Here is a 15930-nt window from a genome sequence, read left to right as displayed (position 1 = left end):
CGCTGAAAATGCCGGCCTTTGAATGGGTTCATGTGCAGCTCCATCAGCAAAAGGGGATGATAAGTTTATCACCACCGACTATTTGCAACAGTGCCGTCAGGAAGAATCATCCAAAGCTGCCGAACTGCAAGCTCGTCAGGAGAAACTTGACGCCCTGCGTAAGTTAATGGAAGAAGATGGTATCAACCCGGAAGAGCTGCTTGGCTCATTCCAGGCCAAATCTACGGCTACCAAGAAAAGCCGTGGACCACGCCCGGCCAAATACTCATTTACTGATGAAAATGGCGAAACAAAAACGTGGACTGGACAGGGCCGTACCCCCAAAGCTCTGGCAGAACAAATTGCAGCCGGTAAAAGTCTTGATGATTTCCTGATCTAACTTTTGCCACCAGTTTTGATAGAGGCCACTTCGGTGGCCTTTTCTCATACGGAATCAATTTCAGGTACAGAACATATGAAAAATTCAGAACCTAAGAGCTGTGATCCCTATGTGGACAGTTTGATTAGAAATGCAGATGCAAAGGAAGCCAGGGCATTTCTCAAAATATTGAAGCCCTTACCATTCCTTATCGTTATCATCGCTGTATTCTTTTTTTGGGTATCGTTTTCCCGTTTATTATCCCAGGTCGCGTAAAACCTTTTTAAAGACTCTTCTTTACCAGATATGCTCCCTCACCGGGATGGTTTCAACCTCTTCAGTTTCCCATATTGGCAAAACCGTCAGGAAATAAGACGATACCCTCCACGCTTTCCATTAAAGCGGGATGACGACGCCCAGTTCTTACGACCAGACTCCACGTTTTCGATAAGGATGCCTTTGGGCCCTTCTAACGAGGCCACCTCAACAACCCGCACTTTCCGGATCAGTCTTGGATCCACTTCTTCCCAGATCTGGCCAACTGTAATTTCTTTTTGGGTTTGCATTTAATCTCTCGCTGTCATTTAGTGAACAAGACTAATCCTCGCCGTGGTTCAGCTTATGGCTTTATTTACGCTGACGATCCTTAGCCTTAAATTTTTGCCATCGTATCCGAAGGTTTTCGATGTTAACCGGAACCTGCATGCGTGTCGTCTCTATCTCATTCCCATGCCATTTCAGGAGATCATCATCCAACTCCCGGGCCTCCCGGCTGAAGTAAATTTTCATAGTGTCAGGGTTTATGGCGCAATGGTCATTGTCGAACAGTGTATGGATATCACGGCGAAGTAAAATTCCGTTCGTTACGTCGGGAATGCCTTCTTCATGACGTGGCGTTAAGTGCGCGGCCTCAGTACGCCAGGGGGACCTTACGCCGGTGACAACACATCGCCCGTAGCAATTCAACCTAACATCCCGGGCGAAAGGACCTTGGTCAGGACTGGTGACAGAAGTACATTCCTGGCCCTCTTTGTAGATACGCTTCGGGAAGTCGATAGTGGTTTGAGCTGTTTGGGAAAGTGACACATACGTAACCCCTTTGTATCTCTTTATCCCACCATTAAAAGTGGTAGGAATCGAGCTGGTTATGGCCACCAGTTTCACATCGCCCATTTCGACGATCTTAAGGCTCTTATTAGCGGCTACATGTAACTGGATGAATTTACCTACGTACACATCATGGTTCTCATCTTGTCTTTCAACACACAGAACGACATGGTCGAAGGTTCTCTTGTCAGAGATTACCCAGTTGCCGGTTTTCACACGGCCTGCTTCACTCACCCCTGCGGTAAGATCGGGTATGAGCGTCCCCTGCATGCCGTCAGTTCGAATTGAAAGAATTTCACCCGATAAACCCAGCTCTGCAAGCTCACTAATAAACGGTCTTTTCATCCGGCTTACCGGTTTTGGCTTCGTCATTTTCATCTTTGCTGTAGCACCTCAGTACCCCATTGCTCGTTCCTGGCGGGACAGCCGTTCATCAGCAGCCTGAAGACGCTCATCACGCCGCCGTGCTGCCAGAACCCGTCGTTCTGAAAAAGACATAGCCGCTACGTTTGGTACGCTGAGCTTACCGTCACCGGCACAAACGTTACAGCGAACATCAAATGCTCCGGCAAAATACTTTTCACGCATTTCTGGCTCCCACTCAGCCATTTCTGATTGGGTGAATCCATTTTCAAAGGCCGGGTTTTCCATGGTCCCGTGGCCTTCGCACTGGTGACAGATTATGTACTTAAATTTGCGCATGTAACGCTCCTGTATATGATGGATGAACCACTCTCGTTCAGGGTTATGGCGAAATGTTTATCGCCGCAGCGAGAGATTCAGTCTTGCTATCAATATTCCTGAAGGTTGTCCGCCTGATTTCAGGGTAAGCATTCATTCACTGGCCGGTTCTACCTTATTATTCATACAGATTAAAGTAGTTGTGCCTGCTACTGCGGTCACCTTCCTTGACAAAGTAAGCAAAGTTTGAAAAATTTAACACCGACGAAAGGCCATACCTTCGTTAGTGTGCGAAAGCCGCTTGCGAGCGACGGAATAGGTGAAAGCTTTAGTCAGGGTTAATTACCCTGTCTGCGGTGATGGGATGGCTCAGGCGTATATCATCACTCCTTCCAAAGTCCGTACACACTCTTTCAGCCTTTGCAGAAATGCAGGGGCTGTTTCATATCAGACAAGCGCAATGAAATTTTCAAATGCTTTCCAAAAATTCAAAGGCCTTAAGCTTTATCTGTATCTTACGGTCCCCGCACGGAAAGTAACTTTCCTGAACAGAAACCGCCTTGCCAGCCTTAACTTTCTAAACGGTTAAAGTTACACCAGGCTGTAAATGGTGAAACAGTTTTTGAAGCCCATGAAACACCGCTGTCGGAAAGATAACTAGCCCCAAGACGTCTAACTTCTTTTTGATGTAGAGCTAATTCTTTCGGATCGGCAATATCTTCCACCACGCTCATCATGGCCATCTGAACTCCGGGAGATGCCATTTTATAAGCTGTCGAGCTTGCAACTGAATTTTTCAGGATTGCCACTCTTTCTTTTTCTGGTCGTCCATTGTCAGACGTATTCGCATAAGTTGTACCGGCAATCAACAACGGAAGGCTGGCATTGGCACAGAAATGCATAACGCGTTTTTGCTGGAGCTGTAATTCAGTGGCTGCAAATGCTTTACCACATCCGAGGATTCCCAGAATCATAATTAAAGCTGTTTTATTCATAAAATTAAAACCGTCCTTTTTAGCTCTTTAACTGTTGCGGTTATCTCGGTGTGGATATTTCTGAAGTGTATGATACCCACTTACCTGAGACTGCCAGTATACTGGCTCAGGTATTAAACCTAAGAGGTCTGGTGCACCGGTTTTAACCTTTTCATTTCGCTTTTATCTTGTGCCAGGCTCTTGAGTCAGAATTTAAAGGTTTGTGGCATGCAGGTTTTACTGCCAGGTTTAGGCACAACCTGGCTGTCACCCTTCATTGGTCCTGAGCAAGGCCCTGGTATTCTGCCCAGCGTACGGCCAGCCGCTCTAAGTCCAGATCGTACACCAGCGGTGTGATTTTACGGCCTTCAAACAGCTCGCCCACCTCAATGCCTGGCTTAAAATGAACGGTCAGGGTGGCCGGATCTATGCCCATAAGATCGGCATCAAACAGCGCATGCATTGTTGGAGTCATCAGGATGCCATTAGACGGATTGTACCGGGTTCCATGTTCAATGTGTGCCGCATCCAGGACACCTCCATTAACCCAACCGGTTACCGCACAACGGCCTGCGAAATTCTCGATGAGCAGAGCTTTGAATTTACCCTGTGCCACGCCACTACGTTGCGTCACTACGCGCTCGCAGTGCTCACCCTGGATATCTACGTCAGGTTTCCGAATTGGCTCGCTGGTGGCCGTCTCAGCTTGTTTTAGGGTGGAACGTGGATAGGCCAGGTTATATGCTGCGCCTGTGGTCATTTGCTCGATGACCGCAGGCGCATAACCTTCTGCTTCCAGCTTACGATATGCAGCCCGGTAGTCTCTTTGGGTTTTCAGCGGGTAAATCTTCCCGCCTTTACCATCGAAAGCGATAAACCAGAAATCGTCCGTGCCAGTTTCAAGATTTCTGCAACGTTTCAGATGCCATCCGCCTTCTCTCGCCCAGATGGTACGGTTATTTCTGGCATTCGTTTTGTCATACCCGTGCTCGTCAAGCCAGCTATCAAAGCTGGTCAGCCCCAGGTCCTGAACCTCCAGAGAAGGTACACGAATGACCTGCAAGGTATGGCGTGGTCTTGGCTCTCTCATCTTGATCTCTTCCTAGCGCTGGTCTGGGAAATACGGATATTGCGGGCCATATTCATAATCATGCGGGCCTGGCTCAACTTCCCAGAATGGACGGCCGCTAATTGTCTTTGGACCGCGCTCGTTTACGATGTCTTCTACATCCTGAATATTAAATGGCATCGTTGCCAGTAACAGCTGATCTTCGGGTGTCAGCGTCACAGTTGCACCGTCGATACGGCTGTAAAGGTCGGCAAACTGTTTACCTGCACCGTGCAACCGGTGCTCCGCTACACTTCTGATTGCGTGTAAGTCCAGCTCCGCCGCTTCCATGCGATCCACGTATAGTTTCATTTCTTTACGCAAAGCGCTCAGCTCACGGGTTTTAATAAATCCGTAGGCGTACCCACCCAGGGCGATAACTGCAATGATTGCTAAAATAGCCATTTATTTTCTCTTACGTTACTGCGGCCGCCGCTTTAGTCTTAATGTGAAGCCTGGGAATTCGCTGAATGAAGAATACGTTTTCACCCCCAGACCGACAGCTGTTAAGGCGCGATCCCAACACTCCATTTGTAAGTATCAGGCCCATCTTCTCCGCTGGTGGCATCAGCTACAATCTGTGCATAACGTTCTCCAGCAAGTTCTCTTACCATCTGATCCACGACCCATTGCAGATGATGCATTTCATCGGTTCCGCCGTAACGACAAGCCAACTCAATAGCCCGCTCTATTCTTTTTTGTTCTTCAGTCATACTGAATCCTCACGCTTACATCAGCTATTCTGAAAACATGCACACTATAAATTGCGGCTGTCATTTCTCAGCCAGGCGCCTGCATTGCTGCCTCATTCCATCAAAAATACTTTCCGCAAGCTGCTGGGGGAACTGGTCCGGAAGAAGCCCGCTAACACGTTCAATGACACCCGGGGTTCTGGCGATGATTTCCTCTATCATCGCCTCTGTCTGCTGTTTACTCAGGCCGGTTATCTCACCATGCCTGATCCAGTGGCGTCGTTGTATTCGATATATCTGGTAATAGTTGCTACTGCCACGTACGGCCATCGCCAGTTTGCACTTCTGCCAGGATATCTGATTGTTCCCATGACCGATCACCGGCCATGCCGACAACACATCATAGTTTGGTGTAAGGTGATAACGTCCCTGTGGCCCAATAGAAATACTGAAATTTTTAGCGTGGCCATCTGTTGCGGCCATCATCCAGAAAATTATCTGCGTCATAAAAAACTGCGCTTTGTCACGCTCAGCACGGTCTGAATTACTCAGAACCTCCATAATTTCCGATATACCTGGCCCGCCGTCCGCCTGATATTTTCGTAATGGCGAAACGCCCAGGGCCTGACACATATCCTCCTGGGGTAAACGAATGATCCATTGTCCGTCTCCTGACCATTTTCGGTCAAAACGTTCTACCACCAGCGCTTTCTGATCTTCAAAGTGAGCAATCTGCGTTCTTGCCACGGGGAGCCCGTACTGGCCGAGAAGTACCGAGCAGAGCCATTCATTTTCAACCGACGAGCTCATGTCGGCTTTCATGTTCCCCACAAGTCCGAGCGGTAGCTTGAATATATGCGTCGTTGGTGTATTACCCTCCGGCATACACCACCGATCTTCATGCCACAGTAGGGCTGTTTTCTCCTGAGCACCGGCAATAGATAAACGTAAGTCGTCGTTATCTTCTGGCCTGCCCGGTAGCAATGTCTCCGTGGTATTACGCAAAGTTGCCGCAATTTCTGATTCAGTAAGCGGGTGATACTTCACGGAATATAAATCAGTGGGTTCATCTCCGTCATGAAGCAGCTGTATCGCGCCCACGCAGTCTTTTCCCAGCTCCGTCAGCAGATCAAAAGGCTCCAGGCTATCGGCCTTGTAACGCATTGCCAGACGTCTGCGTATGCCTTCGCTGTCCGGCAGTAAATTATCAAAATAGTCACGTACCACATTTCCACGCCAGACCTGGTTCCCGGGAGTAAAAGGAAGGGACAATGACAGCGGCCTTCCCTGTTCGTCAGCAACCCATTCAGGAAGGTATTCTAAGCTGTCTACCCCTTTGCTTTTTTCCCAGTACCCGACTTTGATGCCGTTCATCCAAATTACCAGACGTTGCTGTTTCCGGCTCATATCGTTACCAATCCTCCTGTCGTGCAGGTGAGTTTGATTTAAGCATTTCTTCCGTCTGCTTCCTCTCTGAAGAGGTGGTTGCCGAGGAGAAGCTGATTTTTACGCCCAGGATGGAAAACACCTTGAATAGCCGTTCAATGCTCGCACTGGCAGGGTTGGCTTCCAGACGTGAGTATGTCTGTTGAGTGACGCCTAACCTTTCGGACAGGTCTTTTTGCGTCAGGCCATTCGCCTTGCGAAAACCAATGAGCAAGGGACGCAGCTGGTTGAGCGTGTTTAACGGGTAATCATTATTGATCATAAGCTGGCCTCAGTAGTTTCCTCTGATACACCTTGCAGGCTGTTTCCTAAACATACACCCTAAAAGCTGTAATATCAAATTAACAGCCTAAAAGCTGTTAAATAGGGCGTACAACTTTTAGGCTGTTACTATGTGGCAGCATAAATCTTGTTAGCGATACAACTTTATTGTCTCATCGCTCCTCTTTGCAACCAGCTACATACGATCATAAGTGACACAACATTAATATGAAGCGACATTCACCAAATGAACCTTCGTCATTTCAGATAGTTAGCTTACTTGCATGTCCTCATCCCATGAAGGGGAGGGCCTACCCATGGCATCGAGCAAAACTGACCACCCTGCCCTTATTAAGACCCCACATGCGGCAATGGTGCCCTGTCCACGCCGCCCGCGATTTTTGAGGAAATGGGAAGAAAATAAAAAGAAAACAAAAAGTTATCGGCTGAAGTATCGGCGCAGATCGGGAATCAGGCGAAGCCTGACAGCACGTTGGGGCCTGGCAGGGGGCTTGAGGGATGAGGACATGCAACTCTGATAGCCTTCCCGCCACGGGATCGGTTAAATTCGTATCCGGCCGGTGCAATTCCAACGGCCGCGTTACCAGTTCGCCGGGTAGCATGGCCAGCAAAGCCAGGCATCGAGCACCCGGGTTTCACTAACGGCCGCTGCATAGACGCCGGTATCCGGAAAGAAATAAACCGGGGTGGCGTTGTTCAGCTGGTCGCCTTCATCGGCCAGAGCGCCGATCACCTCATGAGGCTTCAGCAGCATATCCGTTAAATATTCATCCGGGTGGATGGCATTCAGCGATATGGCCATCTCCAGAAATTCATCCAGTGTGTGGCGGGTACGATACCCCCGGAAAACCTCGTATGAAGGCGTGACGCATTCACCATCCAGGGAACAGGCATCGTACCCGGCCAGCTGCTCTTCGGTGAGTCCGGAGGCATGCTTTGCCACAAGATTCGTAAACTGCTCTTTATCGTCCATCACAATCCTTACGCTGTAGGGGCCTGTTTGTGTTATCACTGCTTCCGGATTTTACATCGCACAACCCGGCAGGTATCCGGTCGCCCGGGCGTCCTTTGCGGTCATGTTAGCCTTTGGCCTGTATTACGACGAATCCCTTTCACTACACGGGCTCGCAGGGTGACACCTCCCCTTTTCACCGGAAGCGAAAGAGGAAGAACAGTTTAACAGCCCGGATCCTCAATAATTTTTGCATAACGGACTAAATGACCGGTTTATGCAGCCCCTGTTACTTACTGTCGCGGTAAGGATAAAACCCTGGTTATGAAACAGAGTTTGTATCGACGTTTAGGTTTTGGTTGAATGAGTAACTCTAAGCAACCGGAATATGACATGGCCAAAGTACAAGGGCTCTTTGTTGGATACCGAAAATTTGCTGTTGATCGCGAGTGGCTTCGGCAGCAGGAAGAACAACGTTATCGGGATCGCCAGCGACAATTTGATGAATGGTCCAGAAAATGGGTCACTGTAACTAGGCTAAAAGAGACTCGTTTATGGACTGACGGAGCCATCAGGCGATGGCTGGGTGAACCTCAGCAACAGGGTAAATATAAAGTTTTCCCCGTTGAAGCGGTTTTGGCTGCTGAGAAGTTGAATGAGTTTCAGCTCTGGCTTAAACCCCGGCTGGAAAAGAAACGTGCCCAGCATCACCACTTTTTAATTCCATTTCTGTAAAGTAGAAACAACGACAGTTCCGGCTGCATTCAAGGCTTCGGCATCTGGTCAGAAGTAAAGCGCCATTTTTCATTATAAGGGAGGTTAGATTGTGGAAGGTATTGAGACACTGAGTTTGCGGCTTGATGAGAACGAAACTATGGCCCTTGCTCAATTTGTTAAACGTCTGAGCTGGAGCGATCTACGTGGTTGTGCTGTGAGTGACGAAGAAGCCTGGGTAATGAAAAGCGCAGTTGATAAATTACAACAGGCGTTAAGGGAAGAAGGTTATGCGCCTCGATGATGCAGGCTTCGTGTTATTTTCCGATGACAAATTTTCTTAAGGACTAAGTATGAGCCAGCACTGGTATGAGGTGAAAAGCAATCAGGGAATTGTTCAGGTGATGTTAGGCTGGGATCCACCTTTGCAGTGGTTTCATATGTGCATTGATTATGACATTAATGCAGCAGAAGACCCACTCTATACTAATCTGGCTGAACCTGATCCCTACTACGTTACTCCGGAATATCTGCAATTTGTACTTGAACGCTTCGAAATAACGGATATTGTAATAAAGCCCGATACCTCTGGGCTTTACGAAGAATTATTAATGGATCAGCTTTTAGACCGATAGCTAAGCTGCCAGCAACAGACGTGCTGGCATAATCGTCACTTAACTGTAATGTCAGATACTTCAGGTACAAATGTCCGGACTCGTTTGAAACCTATCCAAAACTGTAAATATATTTTCGTTATAATATAACCTTAATTGAATTGCTTTCTAACAGTTCCCACTCTTCTTTTCTAAGTACATTTTTAATTATTGTTCCATTGGCAAGCGTCAGCTCATACTCCCTGTCACTATAAATAAGGTTTTTATTTTCGACTCGTCGAAAGCTGGTAATGGCAACCTTTCTTTATCCACCTAACGAATAATTATCTTTGATTTCTGCGAACATTTAAACTCCCGTATATTAACGTCTTAAAGACAACTGAACCTTCTCGGCCCTTTCTGCGCCCCGACTAATGATACTATCGTAGTTGTCGATTTCATCATCAGTTGGTGATTCTTCAGCTATCCATTTCAGGTACTTGATGCGGTCCATATGCTCCTCCCTGTACGATTTCCAGTGAACAAAGGCTCTACAGTATTAAGCTGCTGTAGAGCTCCTTTAACCATGCGAAAACTGTGCGTATTACAGGATGCCTAACCTTTTTGTTTCATCGATCCACGGTCTGAATTCTTCCAGTAAATTATCATATAACTTTTCATCGCTGATCGAACCGAAATCATCCATGGCAAAGAAGTGGGTGTTATCAACCCGGCGGTCAGTAAAGTCATCCAGATTTTTGAGGATACCGTAGCTTGAACCACCCAGGCCGACAAACTTCCAGAAGATGGGGTAGTTGGCAGAACGCCGGATTGCATCTTTAATCGCCCGGGTCTTGCTGATCCCGCCATCGGTAATAAATACAACATATACCGGGATTTTCGAGTCCTTAAAGTAGTCGACAATTTCTTCCATCACAGGGGGCTCATTGTTTGTCCCACCAAGTCCCGGCAGGTTCTCCCAGGCTGAACGCTTTCCAGACCCGCGAATGGACTGAATATATGTGTCCAGGTTGTCCAGTGTGACGTTTGGATACTTCTTGTGCTTCTCTCCAAATCCCCAGACATCCATTTCACCGTCGTCGTCGAACTGGGCGGCAAGAACGGCGATGCGGTCCAGCACAGACTGAACGTTGCCCTTACTGAACTGGCCACTCATTGAGCCGGATGCGTCAAGTACAAATGCAACCGCTGCCTCAAGGGTGTCCAGTTTATTTTTAGTGAGACTGACCGAGGCTTTTTTAGCGAGGCTTACGAGGCGCGGAGATCTGGTTTCAAGTTTCTTTTCCAGACTGATACGAGCAGGCTTTGCTGGCTGCGGAGCTGGCTGTGCGACATCAACGCCAAAGCTAATGGCCAGAGGCTCAAGACCACCGTTGAAACCCTGCCCGAGCGCACGAAGCTTCCAGGCGCCATTGTGCCGATATACTTCACCCAGGATGATTGCTTTCTCACTGCGGCCCTGAGTCTCAGCCTGAAAATCAGCGATACCAGGAGCCTGAATGCTCAATAAACTGAGCCCACTGATAGTATCTTCACCATCAATGACAACGGTGATCGCAATCTTACTGACGTTCGCCGGAACACGATCCAGTGCTATCTCAATGCTGGACTGCTGAGAACCGGTAACGAGCTTTACTGCCCCTTCAGGAGAAGACAGATTATTATAAAAGATAAAGTCAGAATCGCCGGTTACCTTTCCCTGAGCATTAAGCAGGAAGAGGCAGGTATCGGGTTCGCCTTTAAAGCCGGATTTGGCAGGGTACTGAAGATTCAGCCTGATCGCAGATTGCTGAAGCGGTATGTTTTGTCCGGATTGTAGATTCACATTAACTCTCCTGATTTTTGATTATTTTTAAAGCGCAGCGCTTATATATGTTCCCCAGGCTTAGTTCAGGACGCTGGATTTCTGGTGAGGCGTATATATGGTGTGACACCATATTTCATCACGCTGAAGTTTCTATACCTGTTGAACTGGAATTTTGATTGACCGGGTATCTTATGTTCCAGATCCCGTTCCTTCATAAACCGCAAAAGTAACATATATCAGAGGGGCATTCTGTTGATAAAAGGCACGGAATACCGGCTTTAACCAGCAACCAGAGATAAATCCGTTTCCTGCCTTTAAAAGGCTCAGGTCTGAATTAACATGACCTGCTTTCTGAAATTTCCAGTCCCCTTTCTACTACTCCCTCCTGAAAGCGGATCGCAACCAAAAAAAACCCCGGCATTGCCGGGGTATGATTCAGCGTTGTTTTAGATGTTAACGCCGTGCTGGGAGGCAAGAGCCGCCAGGCCACCGGCAAAGCCCTGACCGACAGCTTTAAACTTCCACTCAGCGCCATGACGATACAGTTCACCGAAGACCATAGCGGTTTCGGTTGAGGCATCTTCAGACAGATCGAAACGGGCAATTTCCGTGCCGTTGTCGTTGTTGTAAACGCGCATGAAGCTGTTGCTCACCATGCCGAAGTTTTGTTTACGCGCTTCTGCATCATAGATGGTAACGGCAAACACCAGTTTTTTGATATCTGCTGAGACTTTGGTCAGATCGATTTTGACCTGCTCATCGTCACCGTCGCCTTCACCGGTACGGTTGTCGCCCTGGTGCTCTACCGCGCCATCAGGGCTGGTTTTGTTATTGAAGAAAATGAAATGCGCATCTGACAGCACTTTACCGTCTTCGCCTACTGCGAACACGGAAGCGTCCAGGTCAAAAGCCTGACCGTCAGTTACACGGGCATCCCAGCCGAGGCCAACCATAGCGATATTCATGGTTGGTGCTTCTTTGGTCAGAGATACGTTGCCGCCTTTTACGAGAGAAACTGCCATTTTTAGCTCCTGCAAACAGTTGAATGAGGGCTGCATTAACAGCCCCGGGTGAAAAGTTACTTTTCGATCAGGACGCGTTAATGCCGTACTGAGCACATACAGATGCCAGACCACCAGCATAACCCTGGCCCACTGCGCGGAATTTCCACTCACCATTGTGGCGATACAGCTCGCCGAACAGCATGGCAGTCTCAGTGGACGCATCTTCGGTCAGATCGTAGCGAGCGACTTCAGTCTGGTTATCGTCATTGACCAGGCGAATAAACGCACCGGATACCTGACCAAAGCTCTGGCGACGAGCCTGAGCATCATGGATAGTGACAACGAAGATGATCTTGTCAACATCAGACGGGACGGCGTCCAGTTTAATTTTCAGCGATTCATCATCACCATCACCTTCACCGGTACGGTTATCACCGGTATGGGTTACGGAACCGTCAGATGACGTCAGGTTGTTATAGAAGATGAAATCTGAATCGCCGCGCACTTTGCCATTTGCGGCCAGCAGGAATGCTGAAGCATCCAGGTCAAAGTCCTGACCGTCTGTTGAACGCGCATCCCAGCCAAGGCCCACCAGGACGTTTTTCATTGACGGAGCTGCTTTACTCAGGGAGACGTTCCCGCCTTTGGAAAGAGAAACACTCATAAAATAACCTCTTCGATTAGTAATTGTTCAGGTTAACACTTCAGGGGATCAGCTCCCCTTTTCCTCAGATTCAGGTTTGCCCGGGAACATGACGCTTGCGAGAATGCCCAGCGCCAAAACACCCAGTACAACATACAGGCTGGTTGTCGCCGCGATGCTGTAACCATGATGCCAAATGTGATCGGTCGCATTCAGGCCCAGTTTTGCCGCGATGAAGAACAGCAGCACGATAACGGCCTTCTCCAGATGAACCAGGTACTGTTTCAGTGCTTCAAGGACAAAGTACAGAGTACGCAGGCCCAGGATAGCAAACATCATGGCACTATAGACGATAAGCGGTTCACGACTGACGGCAATGATTGCCGGTACCGAGTCAAACGCAAACATAACATCCGAGAGTTCAACCACGGCCACACACAGGAACAGAGGGGTCGCATACAGCGCCGCCTTTTTACCACGGCCAATGGTGACATCGCTGTTTTCTGGTTTCGCCAGTTCGGCATCCACTTCCTTCTGGTTAAGCAGGAAAGCATGACCTCTGAGCTTCGGCCAGATAGGGAAGAAGCGTTTAACCATGCGGTAAGCCAGATGCTGGGAATAATCCTCAATTTCATCATCGTCATCACCGCTTTTAAGCATCATGACCGCCGTCCAGGCGACGATGATAGCGAAGACAACTTCAACATACGGCCCCAGACTCAGCAGGCTCGTACCGATGGCGACAAAGATGCCCCTGAAGACGATGGCACCAATGATCCCCCAGTAGAGAACACGGTGGCGGTAACGATCAGGAACGGCGAACCAGGAGAAGATGGCCATCATGACAAACAGGTTGTCGACCGACAGCACTTTCTCCAGCGCATAACCCGTTACAAACAGGCTGGCAACCTCAGCACCGTGGTGGATGTAGAGGAAACCGGCAAATGCCATCGCAACCACAACCCAGAATACGGACCAGAGCGCCGCACTCTTCAGGGAAATGGGCTTGTCATCACGGTGCATAAACAGGTCAATAAAGATGGCACCGACTGAAAGCGCAATGAAAACAATGACCGTTTCAGTCGGGAAGCCGATGTGTGTGGAAACCATATTTTACCCTTAGGGATGTGGATCAGAGGCCAAATTCAGCCGGGTCGAAGCCCAACGCGATAGCGATCTCGCGGGAGGCCAGTTTCTCGTCCTGATCGAAGTTACCGTCACTTTTCGCAACGGCAATACCAACACGTAAGGCCAGCTGAGCGGCCTCAGGCTGATCTTTCAGCGCCAGGATGTATTTCATGGTTTCGCCCTTGCCGATTTCAACATCGAAATCGAAGCTTGAAACCAGTTTATTGAAGAACTCGATCACCTCATTGGTATCGAAGACCTTCAGCTCTTCTGAAGAGCGAAGAAAGCCCATCATTTTCTGCTTTTCTTCCGAACTCACGCCGTCACTCGATACGGCAATACGGGCACATACAGCAACGGTGCCGTGCATAAATTTTTTGTTTTTGAAACGACCAACCTGGCGGGTCAGTTCGTCCCGGCCAGAGTTAATGGCACCTTTTACCTTGTCGAAAAAGCTCATACCTGTTTCCTTTGTTGCTGTGTTATTTAGAACCGGCGCTCCAGCGAAATCCCCAGCCAAATGCCCGGTCCATTTCGTCCTGGCCTTTGAAGTACTGGTTAATTCGCTCGACTTTAATTGCGCCGTTTTCGTTTACGAGTCTGGCAATGGCGCACAATGTGCGACGGTTTTCACCTTCGGTCAGGCGGGTCTCAATGGGCGGTTGATCCGGCACATGAATGGTGACCACACCATCAGTCTTGTCCCAGCTGGGAACACCTTCATAAATAAAGGCGTAAATCAGCACTTCGCGGATATGCTTCCATTCACGTCCATTGATATGCAGCCACTCGCCGTCTGATACATCACCCGTCCGGTCATCGCCCTTGAGCTGAACATACGGTTCATCGCGATAATTACCGAATGCATTACCGAGCGCCTGAATGACCGATTTATACCCGTCCTGAAGCTCAACAAAGGCCCCCAGATCCAGGTCGATTCCTTTGGAGCCGAACATGCCTGCAAAGCCTGATTTGCCGCTGCCCCGGTGCCAGTTCAGGTTGATCCGGATTTCACCGAAGTTATCCCGTTTGGTCAGGCTGATTGCAGGCTTCTCTTTTGTCAGCGATACCTTGCTCAGGCTGATTTTTGTCTCAACTGGCGGAGGGGTTACAACCGGAGGAGTCGGGGCTGCGGGAGCCGGTTCGTCGGCAATATTTACGCCGAAATGCTCTGCCAGCGGTTTAAGTCCACCGTTGAACCCCTGCGCAACGAAGCGGAATTTCCAGTCATTATTACGACGGTAAAATTCACCCAGAATTAAGGCTGCTTCCTGACGGCCGCTCAGTTCGACACTGCCGCTAACCAGGCCGGTAGCCCCTTGCTCCACGTCGATGGAAAGATTACGAAGACCGGACACCGTCTGCCCACCGTCACAGGTCACGGTGAACGCAATTTTCTGGACATCAGGTTTCAGCCGGTTGAGCGCGACAGTAAAGGTTGAGTACTGGCCTTCACTGACCAGGCTGACGGTACCATCATCGTTACGTGGCTGACCATAAAACACCATGTCCGCATCACCCTGCACCTTCCCGTCGGCATACAGGCGAAACGCCGAAGCATCCACCTGGCCGCCCGAGGTGATCCGGACCCGCAACTCCTGGGCTGGAACGGGGGCATTGCCCCCCGGCGTCAGGTTCATTAGCGAATAACCGCTGAAACGATATCGGAGTGCATATCGTCAATTGTGCGGCCGCGACAGGCATGGCCAAGGGCGGTAAAGTCCCAGTTGCCGTTATTACGGCGCAGCGAAGAAATAACGATCCCGGTATGTGAGCCCTGCTCAGTCAGCTTGTAGCGAGCCAGCTCTTTGCCGGTTTGATCGACAACGCGGCAGAACGCGTTTTCGACGTCATTGAACGACTGACCACGGAAGCTGTTTACCGTAAACGCCAGGTATTCAACGTTTGCAGGCAGTCGGGAGAGGTTGACCTTAATCACCTCATCGTCACCGTCACCCTCACCGGTCAGGTTATCGCCACTGTGCACAACAGCGCCGCAGGTGGATTCCAGTTTGCGGAACCAGATGGTGTCAATTGTTTTACCGGTGCTGTCCATTAATACGCAGCCAGCATCGAGATCGATTGAGTCGTTGCCTCCAAACAATCCTCCAAGAAGACCTTTTTTCTTAACCGGATCCCAACCGAGACCGAAATGAAGCTGGCTTAATGCAGATGATTCTTTGCTGAGTGATACCGTCTGGTTCTTAACTAATGAAACCATGTTTTATTCCTTAAAATGGTAATGACCGAGACAATCAAAGGTATATTTAGTAACTGACGAAGAAAATCATATCATGATGAAGTTCTCTGACAAGGGAAATTTTGGTAGTTTTCTTCAAAAACACAAAAATAAATCCTTTTCATGGTGTTCATTTTTCTATTTTTAATTTAAATATCAATACGTTATAAGGCACTAAAAA

At 48.9% G+C, this 15930-nt stretch carries 22 protein-coding genes; 4 read left to right on the top strand and 18 right to left on the bottom strand.

All coding sequences use genetic code 11. The features are described from left to right. Nucleotides 1–22: 22 nt before the first annotated feature. Nucleotides 23–379 (top strand): H-NS family nucleoid-associated regulatory protein, encoded by a 357-nt coding sequence (locus tag PGQ95_RS25435; protein WP_065311124.1) that lies wholly within the window; start codon nucleotides 23–25, stop codon nucleotides 377–379. Nucleotides 380–720: 341 nt separating this feature from the next. Here PGQ95_RS25435 and PGQ95_RS25430 read toward each other — a convergent pair whose 3' ends face one another. The 10 genes from PGQ95_RS25430 to PGQ95_RS25385 all read right to left on the bottom strand — a co-directional run bounded on the left by PGQ95_RS25430 (nucleotide 721) and on the right by PGQ95_RS25385 (nucleotide 7621). After that, nucleotides 721–924, bottom strand: coding sequence for a hypothetical protein (locus PGQ95_RS25430; RefSeq protein WP_001194555.1), 204 nt, complete (start codon nucleotides 922–924; stop codon nucleotides 721–723). Nucleotides 925–985: 61 nt separating this feature from the next. Next, nucleotides 986–1843: an HNH endonuclease signature motif containing protein gene (locus PGQ95_RS25425; protein WP_000784387.1), complete on the bottom strand. Its 858-nt coding sequence runs from the start codon at nucleotides 1841–1843 to the stop codon at nucleotides 986–988. A gap of 15 nt (nucleotides 1844–1858) precedes the next feature. Continuing rightward, nucleotides 1859–2167: a hypothetical protein gene (locus PGQ95_RS25420; RefSeq protein ID WP_001224687.1), complete on the bottom strand. Its 309-nt coding sequence runs from the start codon at nucleotides 2165–2167 to the stop codon at nucleotides 1859–1861. A 548-nt stretch (nucleotides 2168–2715) separates the two neighbouring features. Beyond that, nucleotides 2716–3141 (bottom strand): hypothetical protein, encoded by a 426-nt coding sequence (locus PGQ95_RS25415; protein ID WP_001043843.1) that lies wholly within the window; start codon nucleotides 3139–3141, stop codon nucleotides 2716–2718. Between the two features lie 253 nt (nucleotides 3142–3394). Continuing rightward, a complete protein-coding gene (locus PGQ95_RS25410) occupies nucleotides 3395–4210 on the bottom strand; it encodes an HNH endonuclease signature motif containing protein (RefSeq protein ID WP_001572439.1) in 816 nt (271 codons plus the stop codon). Nucleotides 4211–4222: 12 nt separating this feature from the next. After that, nucleotides 4223–4633 carry a hypothetical protein gene (locus PGQ95_RS25405; protein WP_000985911.1) on the bottom strand — a complete coding sequence of 137 codons (411 nt, stop codon included), beginning with the start codon at nucleotides 4631–4633 and terminating at the stop codon, nucleotides 4223–4225. Between the two features lie 101 nt (nucleotides 4634–4734). Then, on the bottom strand, nucleotides 4735–4941 hold the full coding sequence (locus PGQ95_RS25400) for a hypothetical protein (RefSeq protein ID WP_000134171.1): 207 nt from the start codon (nucleotides 4939–4941) through the stop codon (nucleotides 4735–4737). Nucleotides 4942–5001: 60 nt separating this feature from the next. Beyond that, complete coding sequence (locus PGQ95_RS25395; RefSeq protein WP_000088046.1) at nucleotides 5002–6327, bottom strand: type II toxin-antitoxin system HipA family toxin; 1326 nt, start codon at nucleotides 6325–6327, stop codon at nucleotides 5002–5004. 4 nt (nucleotides 6328–6331) lie between these two features. After that, complete coding sequence (locus PGQ95_RS25390; RefSeq protein WP_024136327.1) at nucleotides 6332–6625, bottom strand: helix-turn-helix transcriptional regulator; 294 nt, start codon at nucleotides 6623–6625, stop codon at nucleotides 6332–6334. 603 nt (nucleotides 6626–7228) lie between these two features. Further along, complete coding sequence (locus tag PGQ95_RS25385; protein WP_000341066.1) at nucleotides 7229–7621, bottom strand: hypothetical protein; 393 nt, start codon at nucleotides 7619–7621, stop codon at nucleotides 7229–7231. Between the two features lie 372 nt (nucleotides 7622–7993). Between PGQ95_RS25385 and PGQ95_RS25380 the strand changes: the two genes are divergently transcribed. The 3 genes from PGQ95_RS25380 to PGQ95_RS25370 all read left to right on the top strand — a co-directional run bounded on the left by PGQ95_RS25380 (nucleotide 7994) and on the right by PGQ95_RS25370 (nucleotide 8949). Further along, complete coding sequence (locus PGQ95_RS25380; RefSeq protein WP_001151575.1) at nucleotides 7994–8335, top strand: hypothetical protein; 342 nt, start codon at nucleotides 7994–7996, stop codon at nucleotides 8333–8335. A 91-nt stretch (nucleotides 8336–8426) separates the two neighbouring features. After that, the gene (locus PGQ95_RS25375) at nucleotides 8427–8618 is read left to right on the top strand and encodes a DUF7706 family protein (protein WP_000398480.1); all 192 of its coding nucleotides are present in this window, start codon (nucleotides 8427–8429) and stop codon (nucleotides 8616–8618) included. A gap of 49 nt (nucleotides 8619–8667) precedes the next feature. After that, nucleotides 8668–8949 carry a hypothetical protein gene (locus tag PGQ95_RS25370; RefSeq protein ID WP_000077926.1) on the top strand — a complete coding sequence of 94 codons (282 nt, stop codon included), beginning with the start codon at nucleotides 8668–8670 and terminating at the stop codon, nucleotides 8947–8949. A gap of 340 nt (nucleotides 8950–9289) precedes the next feature. Here the strand turns inward: PGQ95_RS25370 and PGQ95_RS25365 are convergent, their stop codons facing one another. The 8 genes from PGQ95_RS25365 to PGQ95_RS25330 form a co-directional block, all read right to left on the bottom strand. Then, complete coding sequence (locus PGQ95_RS25365; protein ID WP_000374059.1) at nucleotides 9290–9421, bottom strand: hypothetical protein; 132 nt, start codon at nucleotides 9419–9421, stop codon at nucleotides 9290–9292. 90 nt (nucleotides 9422–9511) lie between these two features. Continuing rightward, a complete protein-coding gene (locus tag PGQ95_RS25360; RefSeq protein WP_001053338.1) occupies nucleotides 9512–10753 on the bottom strand; it encodes a vWA domain-containing protein in 1242 nt (413 codons plus the stop codon). 428 nt (nucleotides 10754–11181) lie between these two features. After that, nucleotides 11182–11757: a TerD family protein gene (locus PGQ95_RS25355; protein WP_000301242.1), complete on the bottom strand. Its 576-nt coding sequence runs from the start codon at nucleotides 11755–11757 to the stop codon at nucleotides 11182–11184. A 67-nt stretch (nucleotides 11758–11824) separates the two neighbouring features. Beyond that, entirely contained in the window at nucleotides 11825–12403 is a 579-nt protein-coding gene (gene terD, locus PGQ95_RS25350) for a tellurium resistance membrane protein TerD (RefSeq protein ID WP_000116677.1), read from the bottom strand. A gap of 48 nt (nucleotides 12404–12451) precedes the next feature. After that, nucleotides 12452–13492, bottom strand: a complete 1041-nt coding sequence (terC, locus tag PGQ95_RS25345) for a tellurium resistance membrane protein TerC (protein WP_000255079.1) — start codon at nucleotides 13490–13492, stop codon at nucleotides 12452–12454. A gap of 22 nt (nucleotides 13493–13514) precedes the next feature. Beyond that, nucleotides 13515–13970 (bottom strand): tellurite resistance TerB family protein, encoded by a 456-nt coding sequence (locus PGQ95_RS25340; RefSeq protein ID WP_000007448.1) that lies wholly within the window; start codon nucleotides 13968–13970, stop codon nucleotides 13515–13517. A gap of 22 nt (nucleotides 13971–13992) precedes the next feature. After that, a complete protein-coding gene (locus PGQ95_RS25335; protein WP_001054787.1) occupies nucleotides 13993–15150 on the bottom strand; it encodes a TerD family protein in 1158 nt (385 codons plus the stop codon). After that, nucleotides 15150–15731 carry a TerD family protein gene (locus PGQ95_RS25330; protein ID WP_000254136.1) on the bottom strand — a complete coding sequence of 194 codons (582 nt, stop codon included), beginning with the start codon at nucleotides 15729–15731 and terminating at the stop codon, nucleotides 15150–15152. The genes PGQ95_RS25335 and PGQ95_RS25330 overlap by 1 nt, the downstream gene beginning before the upstream one ends. Nucleotides 15732–15930 lie beyond the last annotated feature (199 nt).

Source organism: Klebsiella sp. 141240 (assembly GCF_050600805.1).
Taxonomy (GTDB): domain Bacteria; phylum Pseudomonadota; class Gammaproteobacteria; order Enterobacterales; family Enterobacteriaceae; genus Klebsiella; species Klebsiella aerogenes.
This window is presented reverse-complemented; position numbering and strand designations above follow the sequence as displayed.